Origin of the sequence: Amycolatopsis magusensis (assembly GCF_017875555.1) — a bacterium.
Taxonomy (GTDB): Bacteria; Actinomycetota; Actinomycetes; order Mycobacteriales; family Pseudonocardiaceae; genus Amycolatopsis; species Amycolatopsis magusensis.
In genome coordinates, this window is record NZ_JAGGMS010000001.1 from 247273 (window position 1) to 265543 (window position 18271).

Annotated in this window: 14 protein-coding genes; 3 read left to right on the forward strand and 11 right to left on the reverse strand. The window is 69.5% G+C overall.

Going from position 1 to position 18271, the window contains the following annotated elements; all coding sequences use genetic code 11:
* Nucleotides 1-87: 87 nt before the first annotated feature.
* A complete protein-coding gene (locus JOM49_RS01120) occupies nt 88-447 on the reverse strand; it encodes a DUF3499 domain-containing protein (RefSeq protein ID WP_209662325.1) in 360 nt (119 codons plus the stop codon).
* 115 nt (nt 448-562) lie between these two features.
* Here JOM49_RS01120 and JOM49_RS01125 point away from each other — a divergent pair, with 115 nt between their 5' ends.
* Nucleotides 563-1024 (forward strand): metallopeptidase family protein, encoded by a 462-nt coding sequence (locus JOM49_RS01125; RefSeq protein ID WP_209662326.1) that lies wholly within the window; start codon nt 563-565, stop codon nt 1022-1024.
* On the opposite strand, the gene JOM49_RS01130 is transcribed toward JOM49_RS01125, so the two are convergent.
* Both JOM49_RS01130 and JOM49_RS01135 read right to left on the reverse strand, forming a co-directional pair.
* Nucleotides 985-4311: a glycosyltransferase gene (locus tag JOM49_RS01130; protein ID WP_308158618.1), complete on the reverse strand. Its 3327-nt coding sequence runs from the start codon at nt 4309-4311 to the stop codon at nt 985-987. The genes JOM49_RS01125 and JOM49_RS01130 overlap by 40 nt on opposite strands.
* 170 nt (nt 4312-4481) lie before the next feature.
* Nucleotides 4482-4805 (reverse strand): WhiB family transcriptional regulator, encoded by a 324-nt coding sequence (locus tag JOM49_RS01135; protein ID WP_209662327.1) that lies wholly within the window; start codon nt 4803-4805, stop codon nt 4482-4484.
* 207 nt (nt 4806-5012) lie between these two features.
* Here JOM49_RS01135 and JOM49_RS01140 point away from each other — a divergent pair, with 207 nt between their 5' ends.
* The gene (locus JOM49_RS01140; protein ID WP_209662328.1) at nt 5013-5813 is read left to right on the forward strand and encodes a site-2 protease family protein; all 801 of its coding nucleotides are present in this window, start codon (nt 5013-5015) and stop codon (nt 5811-5813) included.
* On the opposite strand, the gene JOM49_RS01145 is transcribed toward JOM49_RS01140, so the two are convergent.
* From JOM49_RS01145 to mshB, 3 genes are read right to left on the reverse strand one after another with little or no spacing between them, the layout of a single operon-like run.
* Complete coding sequence (locus tag JOM49_RS01145) at nt 5807-6619, reverse strand: hypothetical protein (protein ID WP_209662329.1); 813 nt, start codon at nt 6617-6619, stop codon at nt 5807-5809. The two genes, JOM49_RS01140 and JOM49_RS01145, sit on opposite strands and share 7 nt — an antisense overlap.
* On the reverse strand, nt 6612-6998 hold the full coding sequence (locus JOM49_RS01150) for a hypothetical protein (RefSeq protein ID WP_209662330.1): 387 nt from the start codon (nt 6996-6998) through the stop codon (nt 6612-6614). The genes JOM49_RS01145 and JOM49_RS01150 overlap by 8 nt, the downstream gene beginning before the upstream one ends.
* The gene (gene mshB, locus JOM49_RS01155) at nt 6998-7831 is read right to left on the reverse strand and encodes an N-acetyl-1-D-myo-inositol-2-amino-2-deoxy-alpha-D-glucopyranoside deacetylase (protein WP_372443953.1); all 834 of its coding nucleotides are present in this window, start codon (nt 7829-7831) and stop codon (nt 6998-7000) included. Before mshB ends, JOM49_RS01150 begins: the two co-directional genes overlap by 1 nt.
* 155 nt (nt 7832-7986) lie before the next feature.
* Here mshB and JOM49_RS01160 point away from each other — a divergent pair, with 155 nt between their 5' ends.
* The gene (locus tag JOM49_RS01160; protein WP_209662331.1) at nt 7987-9732 is read left to right on the forward strand and encodes an ABC transporter ATP-binding protein; all 1746 of its coding nucleotides are present in this window, start codon (nt 7987-7989) and stop codon (nt 9730-9732) included.
* Nucleotides 9733-10322: 590 nt separating this feature from the next.
* Here the strand turns inward: JOM49_RS01160 and JOM49_RS01165 are convergent.
* The 5 genes from JOM49_RS01165 to JOM49_RS01185 all read right to left on the reverse strand — a co-directional run bounded on the left by JOM49_RS01165 (nt 10323) and on the right by JOM49_RS01185 (nt 18250).
* On the reverse strand, nt 10323-11246 hold the full coding sequence (locus tag JOM49_RS01165; RefSeq protein ID WP_209662332.1) for an ABC transporter permease: 924 nt from the start codon (nt 11244-11246) through the stop codon (nt 10323-10325).
* A gap of 1 nt (nt 11247) precedes the next feature.
* A complete protein-coding gene (locus JOM49_RS01170; protein ID WP_209662333.1) occupies nt 11248-12264 on the reverse strand; it encodes an ABC transporter permease in 1017 nt (338 codons plus the stop codon).
* A 173-nt stretch (nt 12265-12437) separates the two neighbouring features.
* Entirely contained in the window at nt 12438-14243 is a 1806-nt protein-coding gene (locus tag JOM49_RS01175; RefSeq protein WP_209662334.1) for an ABC transporter family substrate-binding protein, read from the reverse strand.
* Nucleotides 14244-14563: 320 nt separating this feature from the next.
* Nucleotides 14564-16366 carry an ABC transporter family substrate-binding protein gene (locus JOM49_RS01180; protein WP_209662335.1) on the reverse strand — a complete coding sequence of 601 codons (1803 nt, stop codon included), beginning with the start codon at nt 16364-16366 and terminating at the stop codon, nt 14564-14566.
* Between the two features lie 156 nt (nt 16367-16522).
* A complete protein-coding gene (locus JOM49_RS01185) occupies nt 16523-18250 on the reverse strand; it encodes an ABC transporter family substrate-binding protein (RefSeq protein WP_209670646.1) in 1728 nt (575 codons plus the stop codon).
* Between the last annotated feature and the right edge of the window lie 21 nt (nt 18251-18271).

Here is an 18271-nt window from a genome sequence, read left to right on the forward strand (position 1 = left end):
ACGACGGCTGGTGCGCTCGATGCGCGTCGGAAAGCCTACCGGCGAGGTGCGGCGGTCGATGCAGGTACTGAATTAACAGTCGGTGGATCAGCGTTTGATCGGGTCCGGCAGGACCCGCAGATGGCCGCGCCTGCCGGATGGCGCCTCCGGCTCGGCCCGGGTGGCGGGCCCGTCCGAGCGCCCGGCCTCCCGCACGGCTTCGGCGAGTGCGGTGAGTTCGTCACCAGAGGGCTGGGGCGCGGCGAAGCCGCCCTCGTGGCGCACGACCTCCCAGCCCCGCGGCGCGGTCAACCGCAGGGCGTGCTCCTCGCACAGGTCATAGGAGTGCGGCTCGGAGGCCGTCGCCAACGGTCCCACGACAGCGGTCGAGTCGCTGTAGGCGTAGGTCAGCGTGGCGACAGCGGGCTCCAGGCACCCTGTCCGCGAACACTTTCGTACGCTCGGCACAAGGTCAGACGATAGCGCTTAACACGCGTCACATCGCGCAGGCGCACCGGTGAGGCGGATTCTCGCCTCGTGCACCGGTCGTGGCGGCGGGCGCGTACCCTGTCGATTCGTGGCGATGGCTCGTGGATTCCGACAGCAGCAGCGCCTGCGCCGGGACCGGCACGGGCGTGGCCTGCGAGGACCGCTGTACCCGGCCTCGCTGCCCGCGGCTTCGAGCCGCGCGGAGAAGTTCGACGCGCTGGTGCTCGACGCGCTGGAGCCGATCGAGGCCCGGTGGCGGCACGAGCTGACCAAGCTGGACGTGGCGGTCGACGACGTGCCCGAGGTCCGGCGCAACGGCCGCCCGGCGAACACCGAAGGCGTGCTGCACGACGGCTCGGTCCCGCTGTCGCGGCTGGTCCCGGCCGGGGTCGACCGGGCGGGCCTGCCGACGCGGGCGCGGATCGTGCTGTACCGGCGGCCGCTGGAAGCCCGTGCGAAGGACCCGGCGGAACTGGCCGAGCTCGTGCACGACGTGCTGGTCGAGCAGGTCGCCGGCTACCTCGGCGTGGAACCGGACGTCATCGAAGGCGAGTGACCCCGCCTGCTCGGCACCGCGGTCAGCGCGGCGAAGAGCAGGGCCGCCACCTGGACCAGCAGCAGGATGTTCCGCCCGCCACCCGAGTACTCGACGACGACCTCCGACTGCCGCGTCGGCACGGCGACCGCGACCTGGTGGCCCCAGGCCCGGACGATGGCGGCCTGTTCGCCGTTGACCGTCGCCCGCCAGCCGGGTTCCTCGTCGGCGGCCAGCACCAGGATGCGCCCCGACGGCCCGTCCGACACCCGCACCCGGACCTCCGGCGGCACCGCGTCGACCACCGCCGTGCCCGCCACCGAGGCGTCGGGCGACTGGATCTCCGGCGGGCGGCCGTTGACCGCCCGGTGCGCCAGCTCCGGTGAGATGAGCACCACCGGCCCGCCGACCGTGGTCAGCCGCAGCACCTGGCGCCCGTCCGAGGCGGGTGGCGCGGCGGCCACCTGCTCGTCGGCGATCGCCTGGATCGGCGCGCCGTCCACGCCCGGCGGCAGCACCACGAACAGCACGCCGTCGGCGGCCATCCCCGCCAGCGCTTCCTGCACCGGCTCCCGGACCCCGCTGAGCAGGTTCACCTGCCAGTCGGCCAGCCGCTCCGGCGCACCGGTGGTCGGCACCAGGTCGTCGTCGCCGTAGGACGGCAGCCGCCCGGCTGTCTGCCGCGCCGGCTCGCCGCCGCCCGCCAGCACGAAGACCGAACGCTGGGTCTGCGCCAGTTCGCTGGTCAGCGGGTCCGCGAGCCGGAGGCCGCCTCCCGCGGTCAACGGCCCTTCCCGGCCGGCGACCACGGCACCCGTGGCCAGCACGGCGAGCAGCACCACGCCGCCGATCGCCGCCGCCTTCGGCAACCAGGCCGCGGCCGGGGTGGTGGTCCGCTCGCAGGCCGCGAGCACCGCCCACAGCAACCCGGCGCCGAACACCAGCAGCGGCACCCCGGCGAAGCCCGGCACCAGCACCCCGCCCGGGGTGGCCGCGACCTCGACCGAGCGCACCAGCACCACACCCGCGGTGCCCAGTGCCGCCAGCGCGAGCCCCGGGACCGCCCGCGGGGTCGGCCGCAGGATCAACGCCATCAACGCCGCCGCGAGCACCACCACGCCGACCGGCCACGCCCCGGGACCACCGGGCGCCAGCCCGAACAGGTCGCCCGGACCGGGCTGCGCGCCACCGGGCGCGCCCAGGCCGTGCAGCAGGAACTTCGGGTACCGCACCAGCACGACGGGCCACGGGAGCAACAACAACAGCGGCAGGAACACCACGATCACCACGGACGCCGCCCGCCGCAGCAGCAGTCCCGGCGCGGGCAGCACCACGAAGGCGACCACCAGACCGACCAGCGCGAGGGCGTGCCCCAGCGGCGAGAACGCGCCGAACACCGCCAGCCCCAGCGCGCACAACACCGAGGTGTGCAGCCACTTCCGGCGCTCGGCGGTCAGCACGGCGACGATCCCGGCGGCCACCACCGGCAGCAGCAGGTGCGCGCCGACCACGTCGAGGCGGCCCTGGGCCACGCTCGCGGTCGCCGACGGCAGCAGGCCGTAACCGGCCGCCGCCGCGGCCCGCACCCAGCGGTGCACCCGCAGCCGTCGCGTGACGGCGTAGGCGAGCAGCGCGGCGATCGGCGCTTCGAGCATCAGCACCAGCGCGACCAGCGTGGCCGGACCACCCACGGGCTGGAACACGGCACCCAGGACCCCGAGCACGGCCAGCGAAGGCGGTGCCGCGGCCGCGGTGCCACCGCCGACCGCGTGCCACGACGCCAGGTACTCCGACCACAGCTGCCCGAGATCGCCGACCGGCAGCAGCCGTCCGCCCGCCAGGTCGAAGCCGAGCCGCCCGGCGTTCATCACCAGCGCGAGCGCGGTCAGCACGACGAAGAGCACCACGGGCGGGGACAACACCGTCGCGGCGAGGATGCGGCGCCGGTTGACTTCCACGAAGACCAGTTCGCGCGGAGCCTCCCGCGGACCGGGCGACGGCCGCGGCCGTTCCGGTTCGTCGGCAGCAGGCTCCTCGGGCAGTTCCACCGCGACCACCCCGGCGGGCCGCCGCAACCCGGACACCAGCGAGCGCCCCGAACTCCGCACCCCGGCGGGCAACGCGTCCGGCCCGACCGGGCGGCGACCGCCGGTCGCCCCGCCCATCGCCTCCGGTGGGATCCAGGCGGTTTGGGCGGAGGTGGTTTCGGGCAACCTGCCGAGCGCGGCCTCGCTCGCCACCCTCCGCCTGATCAACGAAAGCACCGACGCACGGGTGGCGTTGCGCAGCCGGACGTACCGGCCGATCAGCAACCCGCGGACCGAACCGCGGTGACCGGCCCGCGCCCGGCGTGCCGCCCTCAGCCGTGCCCGCCCGCTGGTGAGGTAACCGATTGCCCGGAACTCCGCGGCGGCCCGATTTCCCCGGCGCAGCAAGGCGAATCCGAGTCCGCGCAGCAGGCACAGCAGGAGCAGCCGCGGCAGTCCCCACCAGAACGACGGCGCCGGGCAGTTGACCAGGAAAGTGCGCAGGCCGAGCGCGCGGTCGGCGGCGGCGAGCGAACCCGGCACCGCGTGCGCGGTCCGCTCCCCCGTGGCCAGCGCGCGGACGTGCCGCATCCGCGCGGTCGGCACGGACAGCACCACGCTGCCCGCCGCGTTCGCCCGCCAGCCGAAGTCGATGTCCTCGCGCAGCAACGGGATTTCGGTGTCGAAGCCGCCGAGTTCGGTCCACAGTCCCCGGCGCACCAGCACGCCGGCGCTCGGCACGGCGAGCACCTCGGTGCTCTGCTCCGGCCGGTGCTCCAGATCACCGGCGACCGACTGCCGGTGCCCGGAGGCGTCGGTGGACAGCCCGGCTTCGGTGATCAGCCGCGGATCGGTCCAGTCGACGGAAATCGGGCCCAGCACCCCCGCCGAGGGTGAGGTCTCGGCCGCGCGCAGCAACCGGTCGAGGCAGTCGGGCTCGGGCGCGCAGTCGTCGTGCAGCAGCCAGAGCCAGGAACCCGGATCGCCCCAGCGATCGGTGGCGTGCGCCACCGCGGCGGCGACGGCTTCGGCGAAGCCGGTTTCACCCGTGAGTGTGAGCACGCCGTCGAGGATCGGGCCCGCCCCGCCCACCGCGCCGTCCGGATCGGCGGCTTCGGCGAGCAGCGACGGGGTGCGGTCGGTGGATCCGGTGTCCACCGCGATGACGTGACGGGGGCGCGGCCCGGTGCGCCGCAGCGCGGACAACGCCAGTGGCAGCCACGCTTCCCCGTTGTGGCAGACCAAAACCGCGAGAACGGGCACGGTGGCGAAGCTCGGCACGGCGCTCACCCTACGGCCAGCGCCGGGGCGCCCGGCCCGCCACCCCGGCGGGGCCGACTGTCGCGTTAGGAGGGTCTCACTGACTGGAAACCCGGCCGCTCACATGGCGAGACGGCGTGCCCGTCCGGGTACGCGACCCGGGCGAACACGCCGTCTGCGGTGACTTTCGCTTAGACCACGCGTTTCTTGAGCTTGCGGCGCTCCCGCTCCGACAGCCCGCCCCAGATGCCGAAGCGTTCGTCGTGCCCGAGGGCGTACTCGAGGCATTCGTCCTTCACCTCGCAGCCCTGGCAGATCCGCTTCGCTTCCCTGGTGGAACCCCCCTTTTCAGGGAAGAACGCCTCGGGGTCGGTCTGCGCGCAGAGCGCACGCTCCTGCCACTGCTGTTCCTCGGCCGGGTCGAAAAGATCAGTGAGAACCCCCAGTTCCTGCTCCGGGCGTTCGCCCCAATCCATGACCGAGCCCCCTTCCCTTCCGTCGACTGCTGCCCGCATGTCCGCCTCCTCGCTTCCACGCACTCCCAGGCTGGCGGTACCGCAATCACCCGTTGATCCCCTTGCTCCAACGAATGACACAGTTGTGATTACACCCGTGTAATCGGGTCAGGTCAAGCTGAGTAGCGTGTTCGGGGGATAACCGAAACCGTTCGCGCAAGCGGACACGCCGTGCGCCACCCAACGTCGATGGGGAAGACTGGACCAGTGCACCGTTCTGCCACCCGCCCAAGCCCCTTGTTCTACGGCCTGCTCGCCGTCACCGTCGCCGGCGGTGTGCTCATGGCCCTGCAGAGCCCGTTCCCGTTCGACGAGCTGACCGGCCGCGTGTTCATCGGCGACCGCAACTGGACCGGCACCGCGGGAGCGGTCCTGCTGATCCTCGGCGGCTGGGCGGTTTCGTTGGTGTTCCACGAGTTCGGCCACGCCATCGTGGCCTACCGCGGTGGCGACCACGAGGTGGCCGCCAAGGGCTACCTGTCGATGGACATCCGCAAGTACACCGACCCGGTCTTCTCCATCCTGATCCCGCTGCTGATCCTGGCCATCGGCGGCATCCCGCTGCCGGGCGGCGCGGTGTGGATCAACCGGTGGGCGCTGCGGTCGCGTTCGGTGTCCTCGTGGGTCTCGCTCGCCGGGCCGCTGAGCAACCTCGCGCTCGGCATCGTGCTGACCATCTCGGTCGCGCTGATCCCGATGCCGACCGGACTGGTCATCGGCCTGAGCTACCTGGCCTCGCTGCAGATCCTCGCCTTTGTGATCAACATCCTGCCGGTGCCCGGACTCGACGGCTACGGCGCGATCGAGCCGTACCTCTCGCCGCAGGCGCGGGAGTTCGGCGCGAAGGCGCGGCCGTGGGCCCCGCTGGTGCTGTTCGCGCTCATCCTCGCGGTGCCCGCGGTCGGCAACGCGCTGTGGGACCTCACCGCTCTGGTCTTCGACGCGGTCGGCGGCAACTCCAACGCTTCCACCGTCGGCCAGATCGCCTTCCAGTTCTGGCGTTACTGAGCCGGAACCGCGCCGGGGGCCTCCCGGTCGATCCACGCGCGGGCGCGCTTGGCCACCTTCTTGAGCCCGGAACGCTCACCGAGGTAGTCCCCGGCCATGCCGACCACCGGCAGCATGCCGAGGGCGCGGTGGACCAGCCGCCCGCGCGGGCGCTTCTCCAGTTCGTCCACGATGGACAGAAGCGAGCGCCCGAGCCGCCACAGCGTGCGGGCGGCCGCCTTCACCGTCAGCCGCCCGTGCTTGTGCTCCGACTGGGACAGTTCTTCGGTCAGCGCCTCGGTCCGCGAGTCCTCGGCCGAAGGGTCGTGGGCCGCGTCCTTCCCGGCGGCCAGCACGGGATCGACGTCGCGCTCGAACAGCACCCAGGCGATCAGCCGCACGCGGTCGCCGACCTCGGTGATGCCGTGTTCCCCGCTGATCGCGCAGAGCAGCAGCCCCTGCGCGGCGGCGCCGAGCGCGTCCTGCACCGGCAGCCGGTCGGCGAGCGCGCCGCCGAGGCCGGGGATCGAGGTGAGCAGCGCGGTGAACCGGCCGACGCGGTTGACCCACCAGCGGGTGCGTTCCTCGGCGTCCATCGCGGCCCAGGCTTCGGTACCGGGAACCTTGACCGAAGTCAGGCCGTTGAGCAGTTTGTCGCGCAGCTTCGGATCGACCTCGTCCAGTTCCGGGTTGCCGTCCCGCCGTTCCGCACGCGCCAGCAACCCGAGCGGATCGGATTCGCGCAGCGCGTCCAGCATCGGACCGCAACCGCGCACGAACGGCCGCAGCACCTTGACCACCTGAGCGTCCGAAATCGCCTCACCCACGAAGCTTCGCCTCCTGTTTCGCTCGCACCGAGCCGCCGACGGCGAACGCCCCCGGGAGCGCGCCGACCGCCAGCAACAGCAGTCCACGCCAGTCTTCGACGAATACCCGGTCGCCGCCGGGCCCGAACATGGCGAAGGCGATCGCGGTGAAGGCCCACACCGCCAGCACGATCCCGGCGAACGGCGGGCCGACCAGCGCGCGGCCGGTCAGCACCAGCAGTGGCGTGGTGACCGCGGCCACCACCAGCGAGAGCGGCACCGGGAACGCGCCCAGCGCCGGCAGCAGCGTGCCGTCGGCGCGCATCGGCAGGAAGAACAGCTCCAGCACGGCCAGCAGCACCGCGTCCACGACCAGCACCGCCGCCATCAGCCAGCGCATCAGGCCAGCCCCCCGAAGAGGTCGGTCGCCGCGCCTTCGCCGTCCCCGGCGGCCAGCACGAAGCACTCGGTGGTGGCCAGCGGCTGCGCGATGTTGTTGGACAGGGCGAACACGCCCTCGCCGACGTGCACCTGCGTGGCGTGCGCCCGCAGAGCCGTCACCTTCTTGGCCAGCTGCCCGGACACGTCCACCCTGGTGGTGATCACCTCGTCCGGGGTGGCGGGCAGTTCGCTGTCGGCGGGCACCCGGAACGGCACGCCCTCGCGGTTCCGGAGCAGCGCCAGGCCGCGCGAGGTGTCCCCGGCCGAGGCCACCGTGTGGAACACGCGCACCACGGACTCGGCGCCGGCCACGGCGGCCATGGTCACCTCGTGGGCACGGATGTGGTCGGGGTGGCCGTAGCCGCCGAAGTCGTCGTAGCTGACCACCACCTGCGGGCGCACCTCGTCGAGCAGGGTGCGCAGCTGGGCGGCCTGTTCCTCGATCAGCCCGCGCACGAACGCACGCGGGTGCTCGGCCGACGGGGTGCCCGCCATGCCGGAGTCGCGCCAGCGGCCGATGCCGCCGAGGTAGTGGTGCCGGGAGACACCCAGCGCGGCGCAGGCCGCGGCCAGCTCGCCGCTGCGGTAGCCGCCCAGCTGATCGCCCGCCCAGGAGCCGAGCTGGGCCAGCTCGGGCGGGATGATCTCCCCCTCCTCACCGAGCGTGCACGTGACGACCGTCACTTCGGTCCCGTCGGCCGCGTACCGGGCGATGGTGCCGCCGGTGGTCAGCGTCTCGTCGTCGGGATGGGCGTGGACCAGCAGCAACCTGCGGGGTTCTGGCGAGATCACGGGTTCAGATTAATTCCCGCGTCGGTATTCCACGCGGGGCGACCTCGGATATCCTGCCGGGCAGAGTTGAACGTGACGTGCGAGCAGCACCTCGAGTACGGCGATAAAGCGCTGTTGCAGGGCTCGCTACGTGTACCCCCACGAAGGGCATCTTGGTGAGCACTGAAGCAACAACGACATCGGGTTCCGTGCTGTCCATCTCGGACCTGCACATCACCTTCTCCACCGATGACGGCATCGTCGAAGCGGTCAAGGGGATCGGCTTCGACGTGGCCCCCGGCGAAATCGTCGCCGTGGTGGGCGAGTCCGGCTCGGGCAAGTCCGTGACCTCGATGTCGGTGCTCGGCCTGCTGCCGAAGACCACCCAGATCACCGGCGAGCGCCGTCTCGACCAGACCGACCTCGGCGGCATGAAGGACGCCGAGCTCCGCAAGATCCGCGGCAACGAGATCGCGATGATCTTCCAGGAGCCGATGAGCGCGCTGAACCCGGTCTACACGATCGGCTGGCAGATCCGCGAGGCGCTGCGCACCCACCAGGACCTGTCGAAGTCCGCCGCCGACGCCCGCGCGATCGAGCTGCTGGAGATGGTCGGCATCCCGAACCCGCCGGTCCGGTTCAAGCAGTACCCCCACCAGCTCTCCGGCGGGCTGCGCCAGCGCGTGGTGATCGCGATGGCGATCGCCTGCGACCCGAAGGTGATCATCGCCGACGAGCCGACCACCGCGCTCGACGTGACCGTGCAGGCGGAGATCCTCGGTCTGCTGCGCAAGCTGCGGGACACGCTGAACACCGCGATCGTGCTGATCACGCACGACATGGGCGTGGTGGCCGACCTGGCCGACCGCGTGGTGGTGATGTACCAGGGCGAGATCGTCGAAAGCGCGCCGGTGCGCGAGCTGTTCGCTTCGCCCCAGGAGGAGTACACCCGCAAGCTCCTGGCCGCGGTGCCCGTGCTCGGCCAGCGCCCCGAAGGCAGGCGGCTGCTGGAGGAGACCTCGATCGAGGTCGACACCGAGGAGATCCGGCTCACCGACAAGGAGCTGGAAGCCCAGATCGAGGAAACCGCGTACGCGCTGGAGATCAAGAACCTGGTGCTGGAGTACCCGGGCCGCCGGGGTCAGCAGAAGAACCGCGCGGTCGACGACGTCTCGCTGCACATCAGCAAGGGCGAGATCCTGGGCCTGGTCGGCGAGTCGGGCTCGGGCAAGTCGACCGTCGGCCGCTGCGCGATCCGCCTGCTGGACCCGACCGAGGGTTCGGTGTTCATCGCCGGGCGGGACATCACCAAGCTGACCACCAAGGAGCTGCGCCCGCTGCGCCGCTACTTCTCCATCGTCTTCCAGGACCCGGCGTCCACTTTGGACCCGAAGATGACGATCGGCGAGTCGATCGCCGAGCCGCTGGTGCTGCACAAGGTCGTCGAGGGCCAAGCCCTCAACGACCGGGTGAAGACCCTGCTCGACAACGTGGAACTGGGCGGCAACTACCGCAACCGCTACCCCCACGAACTCTCGGGCGGTCAGCGCCAGCGCGTGTCCATCGCCAGGGCGCTCGCACTGGACCCGCAACTCCTCATCGCCGACGAGCCCACCTCGGCGCTGGACGTGTCGGTGCAGGCGCGGGTGCTGGACCTGTTCCTCGACCTGCAGCAAAGTCTGCAGTTCGCCTGCCTGTTCATCAGCCACGACCTGGCCGTCGTCGACCTGCTGGCCGACCGCGTCGCCGTGATGCAGCACGGAAAACTGATCGAGGTCGGCACGCGTGACCAGGTGCTGCACTCGCCGCAGGAGGACTACACCCGGCGCCTGCTCTCCGCCGCCCCGGTCGCCGACCCCATCCTGCAAGCCGAGCGCCGCAAAGCCTGGCAAGCCGGCAAGTTGGCCCCCGTCGCCGACTGACCCCCCTCTCTCTCGCCGCGAAGGCCCCCAGGCTCACCTGGGGGCCTTCCGCTTTTTGCCACAAATGTGGCTTTGGGAGCACATTCCGCCCCCAAAGCCACATTCGTGACACCGCCCCACCCCCGCCCTGTCACGAATGTGGCTTTCGAGACGTTGGATGTCCCGAAAGCCACATTCGTGACATCCCACGTGCCGTGAAAGCCACATTCACGGCCGATTCCGCCGTGAAAGCCACATTCACGGCACCCCCGCGCGCCACGCCCCGGCACCCGGCCACAAGAGCCGACCACCCCCACCAACTACCCGTTCAACAGCAAAACCGGAACCCAAGCACCAACCGGCCCGGGCACCAACCGAAAACCGAGCACCAACCGGAACCCGAGCACCAACCGAAAGCCGGGCACAAGATCAGAAACCGGAAGCCGGGCACAAAAGTGGACCAACGAGTCCGCCCAACCTCCCCCATCCCCGGTCCAAAGCCCAAAACACGGCGAAGGCCCCGATGTCAAGGCATCTTTCCCGCCTTGACATCGGGGCCTTCGCCGTAGTCACACTAAAACACCGGGGTGGCAAAACCCCAACCAAGAAACCTACGCCTTCATCCTCCGCTGCCGCGGATCAAAGGCATCCCGCAACCCGTCCCCGATGAAGTTGATCGTCAGCGAGATCAGCACCAGCACCACGAACGGCCCGAAGAACAGCCACGGCCGTCCCTGTAGCTGTGCGTAGTTCTCCAGGATAACGCGCCCGAGCGACGTGTCCGGCAGCTGCACACCGAGGCCGATGAACGAAAGCGCGGCCTCGGCGAGCACGGCCTGCGCGACCGCGAGGGTCGCGTTCACCGTGATGCTGCCGACCATGTTCGGCACCAGGTGCTTGAAGATGATCCGCCCGGTACCGGCACCGGCCGCCCGGGAGGCCTCGACGAACTCCCGCTGCGAAAGCGACATGGCTTCCGCGCGGACGATCCGGGCGATCGGCATCCAGCCGAAGGCCGCCAGCACCATCGCCACCACGTACCAGGAACCGCCGCCGGCGACCTTCACCAGGATGGCCGCCGCCGCGATCTGCGGCACGATCAGGAACAGGTCGGTCAGCCGCGAGGCCGCCGAGTCGGTGAACCCGCGCAGGTAGCCCGCGCTGGCCCCGATCAGCACGCCCAGCGTGGTCGACACGACCGACACGGTGAGCGCGATGAGCAGCGAGTACTGGGTACCCCGCAGCACCTGCGAGACCATGTCCTTGCCGACCTGCGTGGTGCCGAGCGGGTGTTCCCCGGTCGGCGGCAGGAAGCCGCCCACGGTCTGCTCGTAGTCGTACGGCCAGAAGAGCGGCGTGATCACGGTGATCAGCACCAGCAGCAACAGCACCGCGCTGGAGATCATCGCGGCCTTGTGCCGGACGAACTTCCGCAGGACCAGTTTGCCTTGGCTGGACGGCTCCGGCATGGGTGCACCGGGCGTGGCCATGGTGCCCTCCGACGCGGTTTCCGCACCGGTCAGGAGTGAGTTCATGTCAGCCAACGCGAATCCTCGGGTCCAGGATGCCGTACATCAGGTCGGCGATCAGATTGGCAACCACCACCATGGCGGCGACCAGGACGAGCCAGCCCATCAGCACGTTCGGGTCGTTCCGGTCCACGGCCTCGACCAGCACCGAGCCCATGCCGTTCCAGTTGAACACGCGCTCGGTGATGATCGCCCCGGTGAGCACCGCGGCGAAGTTGACCGAGAACAGCGTGGTGACCGGGATCAGGGCGTTGCGGAAGGCGTGGCGGAAGATCACCCGGGACGAGGACAGGCCCTTCGCCCGCGCGGTCCGCACGTAGTCCGCGTTCAGCGTCTCCAGCATCGAAGCGCGCTGGAAGCGGCTGTAGGCCGCGAAGCTGATCGCCATGATCGACAGGGTCGGCAGCAGGAACGCGCCGACGTACTTGGTGGCGAAGTCGAACAGACCGTCCGCCTGCAGGTTCTCCGGACTGGTGGTGCGCAGCCAGGGATTGCCCAGCCATTCGTCCCACCCGAGGTCGCGAACCAGCACGTTGATCTCGATCGCGTACTGCTTGAGCACGATGGCGACGCAGAAGATCGGCATCGAGAACAGCAGGAACGCCACCGTGGTCGCGAGGTAGTCGACGATGGAGTACTGCTTGACCGCGGCGATCACGCCGACGGTCACGCCGAGGACCACCGCGAGGAGCTCGGTACCGATGACCAGCCGGGCGGTCACCTCGAAGGCGCTCATCACCTTCGGGAAGACGGGCTGCAACCCCTGGCCCTGGGCGATGGACACGCCCCAGTCACCGGTGAGGAAGCTGCCGAGCCAGTCGAAGTACCGGGGCACCAGGCCCTGGTCCAGGCCGAGCTGGCGGGCCAGCTCGTCGACCGCCTCGCGGCTGACGTTCGGGTTCCCGCGCAGTTCCCCGAGCGGGTCGCCTGCGCCGGCGACCATCAGGAAACAGAGGAAAGTCGCGATCAGCAGAATGGGAATGGAGATCGCGATGCGACGTAGTACGTAGACAACCAGGTTCAACTAATTGCTCCTCGTCGGGGCCCGGCGTGGAAAAGCAACCGAACCCGGAATTCCAGGTACACCGTAGTGCCCCGGTACCGGGCGTCAACAGCTACTTCCGAAGGGGATCGGGGCCGGCTTGTGGCCGTCCCCGATCCCCGCCGGGTCGATCGGTGAAGCGGGAGGGACCAGGACTAGCTGGTCTTCTCCCACTCGCCGGCGTTCCACAGCGCACCGTTGTACGACTGCATGTACACCTTGTCGATGCCCCGGAAGCCCCACATGGACGGGGTCTGGAACAGCGGCAGCGTCGCGTAGTTCTCCGCGATGAACTTGTCGGCTTCCTGGTACGCCTGGGTACCGGCGGTCTCGTCGGTCGCCGAGACCGCCTTGTCGAAGGCCGTCTTGATCCGCGGGTCGTTCAGGCTCTGGTAGTTCTGCGCCCCACCCTGGTCCTTCGGGATGTAGATGGAGGGCTGCTCGGCCTTGAACGGAGCGGACGACCAGCCGAACAGGGCGATGTCGTACTCACCCTTGTCCAGGTTCCCCTTGAGGAAGTTGGGGTCGGTCTGGTCGGTGATCTCGATGCCCGCGGCCTTGGCCTGGGCGATGATGATCTCCACGGTCTGCTTGCGGCGGTCGTTCTGGTTGTGCGTGATCGTCACCGAGAAGCGCTGGCCGTCCTTGGCGAAGATGCCGTCGGCACCCTTGACCCAGCCGGCGTCGGTCAGCGTCTTGGCCGCGGCCTCGGCGCCCTTGCCGGCCTTGTCGCTGTACAGGTCGACGTAGCCCTGCTCGCCCGGGTAGAAGACGATGCTGTTCAGCGGCTGCGCGTCGGCCTGGACCTCCTTCAGGAGCTTGTCCACGATCTCCTGGCGGTTGACCACCTCGAAGAACGCCTTGCGGGTCTCCTGCTTCTGGAAGATCGGCTTGGCGAAGTTGAGGTCGAGGTGCTCGAAGGTCAGCTGCGAGGCCGAGCCGTAGGTCACGCCCTGCGCCGCGAGGCCCTTCATGGTGCCCGCCGCGGTGGCGTCCGGCTGGGTCGACGCCGCGACGTCGATCTCGCCGTTCTGCAGCGCGGTGGCCATCGCCTTGGTGTCCTTCATGGCGCGGACGACGATCTTGGCCGGGCCGCCCTTCTCACCGATCCAGAGCGGGTTCTTCTCCAGGGTCACCGACTCCTGGTTGGCGTCGAAGGCGGTGATCTTGTAGGGGCCCGAGCCCGGCATGGTGGCCGGGTCGAAGTCCTTGAACTTGTTCGTCCAGTAGTCGCCGGCCTTCTTCAGCTCCTCGAGAGGGCTGCTCAGCGTCAGCTTGGTGATGTCGGCGATGCCGGTCTGCTTCTCCAAGATGTGCGCGGGCATCATCGCGGTGGAGTTGAACATGCCCTTGTAGTCGAGGTAGGGCTTCTCGAACTTGGCCTCGAAGGTCAGGTCGTCCTTGCAGGTGGCCTCGTTGACCAGGCTGTACCCGGCGGAGGACGCGGAGTTGAAGACCGGCGACTCGCCGTCCTTCACCTTGCCGCTGTGCGAGAGCCAGCCGAGGTAGAAGTCATCGCAGTCCCAGGCGTCGCCGTCGGACCACTTGACGCCGGGCTTGATCTTCCACTCGACGATCTGGGGCTCCTTGGACGTGACCGTCCACGACTCCAGCACGTCGTTGTTGAGCAGCACCTTGTTGTTGCCGTCGAGCACATCGGCACCGGAGAGCACCGTGGTCAGCACGTAGGTGTTGTACGAGCTGTTCGAGTCCGGCGTGTCGTTGTTGTACGCCGAGAAGCCCTGGTCGATCCCGACGATCACCTGGTCGCTGTTCGCCGCGGCGCCCAGCTTGAAGTTCTCGCCGCTCTGGGCCTTGCCCGTGGCCATACTTTTGATATCGGCGCTCGAGCCCGTGTTCGGGTCGCCGCCCTCGTTGCCGCCGCCACCACTGCACGCGCTCAGCAGGAGCGCGGAACCGGCGACCAGCGACAGGGCGGAGACTGCTTTGCTTCTCCTCATTTACGTGTGCCCTCCTAGCACTGGGTCCCGGGGCATCGGACCTGGGGACCCACCCGCCCCGGATAGTTGAGCCGGAGCTTATGTCACGCCAAGCAACCCTCAATTGGCGCACTGCGGGTGCACGCTAGAAAGCGCGGGCACGCCCGGTCACCAGTTACCGCGTGATCGTGACCAAAGGGTGACTTCCCACCAACGTCCGGAAATACAACGGTTACCGGCCGGTACCGACCGCGCAACGGACCGCACCCCGGACGCGACACGGGGCCGGGTGTTCACCCGGCCCCGTGGTGTAGTCAATGATCACTCAGTCGTGCGCATACCTACTTGGTGACGGCCCACTCGCCGACGTTCCACAGCGCACCGTTGTAGGACTGGTTGAACACCCTGTCGATGCCCCGGAAGCCCCACATGGACGGGGTCTGGAACAGCGGGAGCGACGCATAGTTTTCCGCGATGTACCGGTCCGCCTCCGCGAAACCCTGTCGCGCGACGCCCTCGTCGGTGGCCGCGATCGCCTTGTCGTAGGCGGTCTTGATCCGCGGGTCGTTCAGGCTCTGGTAGTTCTGGCTGCCGCCCTGGTCCTTGGGCACGTAGATGGGCGGCTGCTCGGCCTTGAACGGGGCCGCCGACCAGCCGAACAGGGCGATGTCGTACTCACCCTTGTCCAGGTTCCCCTTGAGGAAGTTCGGGTCCGTCTGGTCGGTGATCTCGATGCCCGCGGCCTTGGCCTGGGCGATGATGATCTCGACCGTCTGCTTGCGGCGGTCGTTGGTGTTGTGCGTGATCGTCACCGAGAAGCGCTGGCCGTTCTTCGCGAAGATGCCGTCGGAACCCTTGACCCAGCCCGCGTCGGTCAGCGTCTTGGCCGCGGCCTCGGCGCCCTTGCCCGCCTTGTCGCTGTAGACGTCGGCGAAGCCTTCCTCACCGGGGTAGAAGACCAGGCTGTTCAGCGGCTGGATGTCCGCCTGGACCTCCTTGAGCAGCTTGTCCACGATCTCCTGGCGGTTGACCACCTCGAAGAACGCCTTGCGCGTGGCCTCCTCCTGGAAGATCGGCTTCGCGAAGTTCAAGTCGAGGTGCTCGAAGGACAGGCGCGGGGCCGAGCCGTACTTGACGCCCTGCGCGGCCAGGCTCTTGAGCGTGCTGGCCGCGGTGACGTCCGGCTGGACCGAGGAGGCGACGTCGATCTCGCCGTTCTGCAGCGCGGTGGCCATCGCCTTGGTGTCCGGGATGCCGCGGACGAGCACCTTCGCCGGGCCGCCCTTGGCGCCGATCCAGTTCGGGTTCTTCTCCAGGGTGACCGCCTGCGCGTTCTGGTCGAACGCGGTGATCATGTACGGCCCGGAGCCGGGCATGAGCGCCTTGTCGAAGTTCTTGAACTTGTCGTTCCAGAACGAGGCGACCTTCTTCAGGTCCTCGAGGTTGCTCTGCAGGTTGAGCGTCTTGATGTCGGCGATGCCGGTGCCCTTCTCCACCACGTGCGCCGGCAGCACCGCGGTCGAGTTGAACATGCCCTTGTAGTCGAGGTAGGGGCTGGAGAACTGGGCCTCGAAGGTCAGGTCGTCCTTGCAGACCGGGGCGCTGACCTTGTCGTAGCCGGCGATGGAGGCCGACTGGAAGACCGGCGCGTCACCCTCGTTGATCTGGTTGCTGTGCGAGAGCCAGGCCAGCCAGAAGTCGTCGCAGTCCCAGGCTTCCCCGTCGGACCACTTCACCCCCGGCTTGATCTTCCACTCGACGATCTGCGGGTCCTTGGACTTGACCGTCCACGACTCCAGCACGTCGGTGTTGAGCAGCACCTTGTTGTTGCCGTCCAGCACGTTCGCCCCGGCCAGCACCGAGGTGAGCACGAAGGTGTTGTACGAGCTGTTGGCGTCCGGGGTGTCGTTGTTGTACGCCGAGTAACCCTGGTCGATGGCCACGGTGACGGCGTCGCTGTTCGGCGCGTCACCGAGCTTGAAGTTGTCGCCGGTCTGCGACTTCCCGACGGCCATGCCCTTGATGTCCTCGGCCGAGCCGGTGTTCGGGTCACCGCCCTCTTCCGTACCGCCGCTGCAGGCGCTCATCACGAGCGCCGCGCCGGCGAGCACCGAGACGACCTGGACCGCTCTGGTTCTCCTCATGTCGGTTGTGCCCTCCTAGCACCTGGCCGCGGCAGTGGCCGCCGGCCGTTGGTGCACGCTAGAAAGGCTGCTCCCCCCTGGTCACCAGTTCAGTGGTGATCGTGACCAAAGGGTGACGAGCGGAACAACTTCGCAATTCTCCCGCGACCCGGGCGGTCAGTTGGTCCCGCGCGTCCAGTTCACCGCGTTGCCGAACGGCCCGGTCATCGGCGGTCCGGGGCTCACGCCGGAGACGCCCTTGCCCACCGCGAGCGTGTCGGCGAGCTGGAACAACGGGATCGACACGGACCGCTGCCACAGCTCCGACTCAATGGTCTCGACCACTCCGGCCGGGGAGCCGATGTCGGTCAGCGCGGTTTCGATGCGCGGCTGCAGGCTTTCGTCGCAGAACGCGGCCGGGTTCGCCGCGACCACCGGCACCGCCGGGGTGGCTTCCGGTTCCGGGGTGCGGCAGCCGAATTCCGAGGCCAGCGTGAGCGCCGGGCTCGTGCTCACGGCCTGCGGCACCACCGCGATGTCGACCCCCACCCCGCCGTCGGCGGGCGGCAGTTGCGCGTCCTCGCCGACCGGTGAGGCGAGCAGGTTCGAGAACAGTTCGCGGGGCTGTGGGTTGATCATGCGCACGTCCACGCCGGCCGCGACCAGTTGCGAGGTCAGCTCCTTGGCGATGGTCGCGTACGGCTCCCGCTGCCCCGGCGAAGCGACCACAAGGGACAGTTGACGACCGCCGGAATCCCGCCAGGTTCCCGCATCCCGGGTGTAACCGGCGTTGGCGAGCAGTTCACCGGCCTTCGCCGGATCGGGCGCGCCCGGCGCCCCGCTCGCCGGGATGGTCGGCTGGTAACCGGGCACCGACGGCGGCGTCAGCAGCGAATCGGCGCGCAACTGCGCCGAAGCACCGCCCTTGGTGCCCTCGTCGATCAGCTTGGTGCGGTCGAGCAGCGCGGCGATCGCGCCGCGCACCCGGTCGTCGTCGAACTCCGCGCCGGTCGGACGCAGCAGCACGGTGGCCAGCCGCGGCTTGGCCACGGTGTGCAACCGGACGGACTCACCGAGTTCACCGAGCAGCTTGAGACCGGTGGAATCGGTGCGGGACAAGGAAAACTGCACAGTGCCACTGCGCAACGCGGCCGCCGTGCCCGCCTGGTCGGCGCGACGCAGCACCAGGCGGTCGACCGCGGCGGGCTTCTCCCACCAGCGCTCGTTGCGCTCCAGGATGATTTCCCCGCGGTCGCGGTCCAGCGTCTTGATGGAGAACGGGCCGCCGTAAGCCGGGAAGCCACCCTCGAGCGCGGCACGCCAGCCGCCGGGGGCGTCCTTGAACAGGTGCTGCGGCAGCAGGCCGCTGAACAGGGTCTTCCAGCCGGGGTACGGCTTGGCGAAGGTGACCTCGACGCGCTTGCCGCCCTCGCGGGACTGGATGTCGGAGATCAGCCGGTAGCCCGCCGGATCCACCACGCCCGGCTCGTCCTTCATCGCGTTGGCCAGGTAGGCGAAGTCCTCGGCGGCGATCGGAGCACCGTCGGACCACGAGGCATCGGGCCGGATGTCGTAGGCGACCACGAACGGCATGTCCGAGCTGACCTGCGCCGAGCCCGAGATCACCTCGGCGGCGTCCATCAGGTTCTTGTCCAGCTGCGGGGTGCCGTCCTCGCCCGCCCGGAACACCGACGGCAGCAGCAGTTCGGCCAGCGCGGAGGTCACGGTCGAGGAGTCGGCCAGATTGTGCGGGTTGTACCCGCCCACGATGTCGTCGACGCCGATGACGATCTGCGAGGGCGTCTGGCCCGGCGGCGTGGACTCCTCGGCGACCGGGGTGCTCACCACCGGCGGCGGCGGGGTGTTGGTGCACCCGGCCAGCGCCGCGGCGGCGAGGAGCCCCATGGCGCCCAGCCGCGGCCCGCG

Coding starts and splice junctions, on each gene's coding strand:
- JOM49_RS01175 (WP_209662334.1), bottom strand. CDS start 14,243: ATGAGGAGAAGCAAAGCAGTCTCCGCCCTGTCGCTGGTCGCCGGTTCC.
- JOM49_RS01150 (WP_209662330.1), bottom strand. CDS start 6,998: ATGCGCTGGCTGATGGCGGCGGTGCTGGTCGTGGACGCGGTGCTGCTG.
- JOM49_RS01185 (WP_209670646.1), bottom strand. CDS start 18,250: ATGGGGCTCCTCGCCGCCGCGGCGCTGGCCGGGTGCACCAACACCCCG.
- JOM49_RS01165 (WP_209662332.1), bottom strand. CDS start 11,246: ATGAACTCACTCCTGACCGGTGCGGAAACCGCGTCGGAGGGCACCATG.
- JOM49_RS01135 (WP_209662327.1), bottom strand. CDS start 4,805: ATGCGGGCAGCAGTCGACGGAAGGGAAGGGGGCTCGGTCATGGATTGG.
- JOM49_RS01125 (WP_209662326.1), top strand. CDS start 563: ATGGCTCGTGGATTCCGACAGCAGCAGCGCCTGCGCCGGGACCGGCAC.
- JOM49_RS01180 (WP_209662335.1), bottom strand. CDS start 16,366: ATGAGGAGAACCAGAGCGGTCCAGGTCGTCTCGGTGCTCGCCGGCGCG.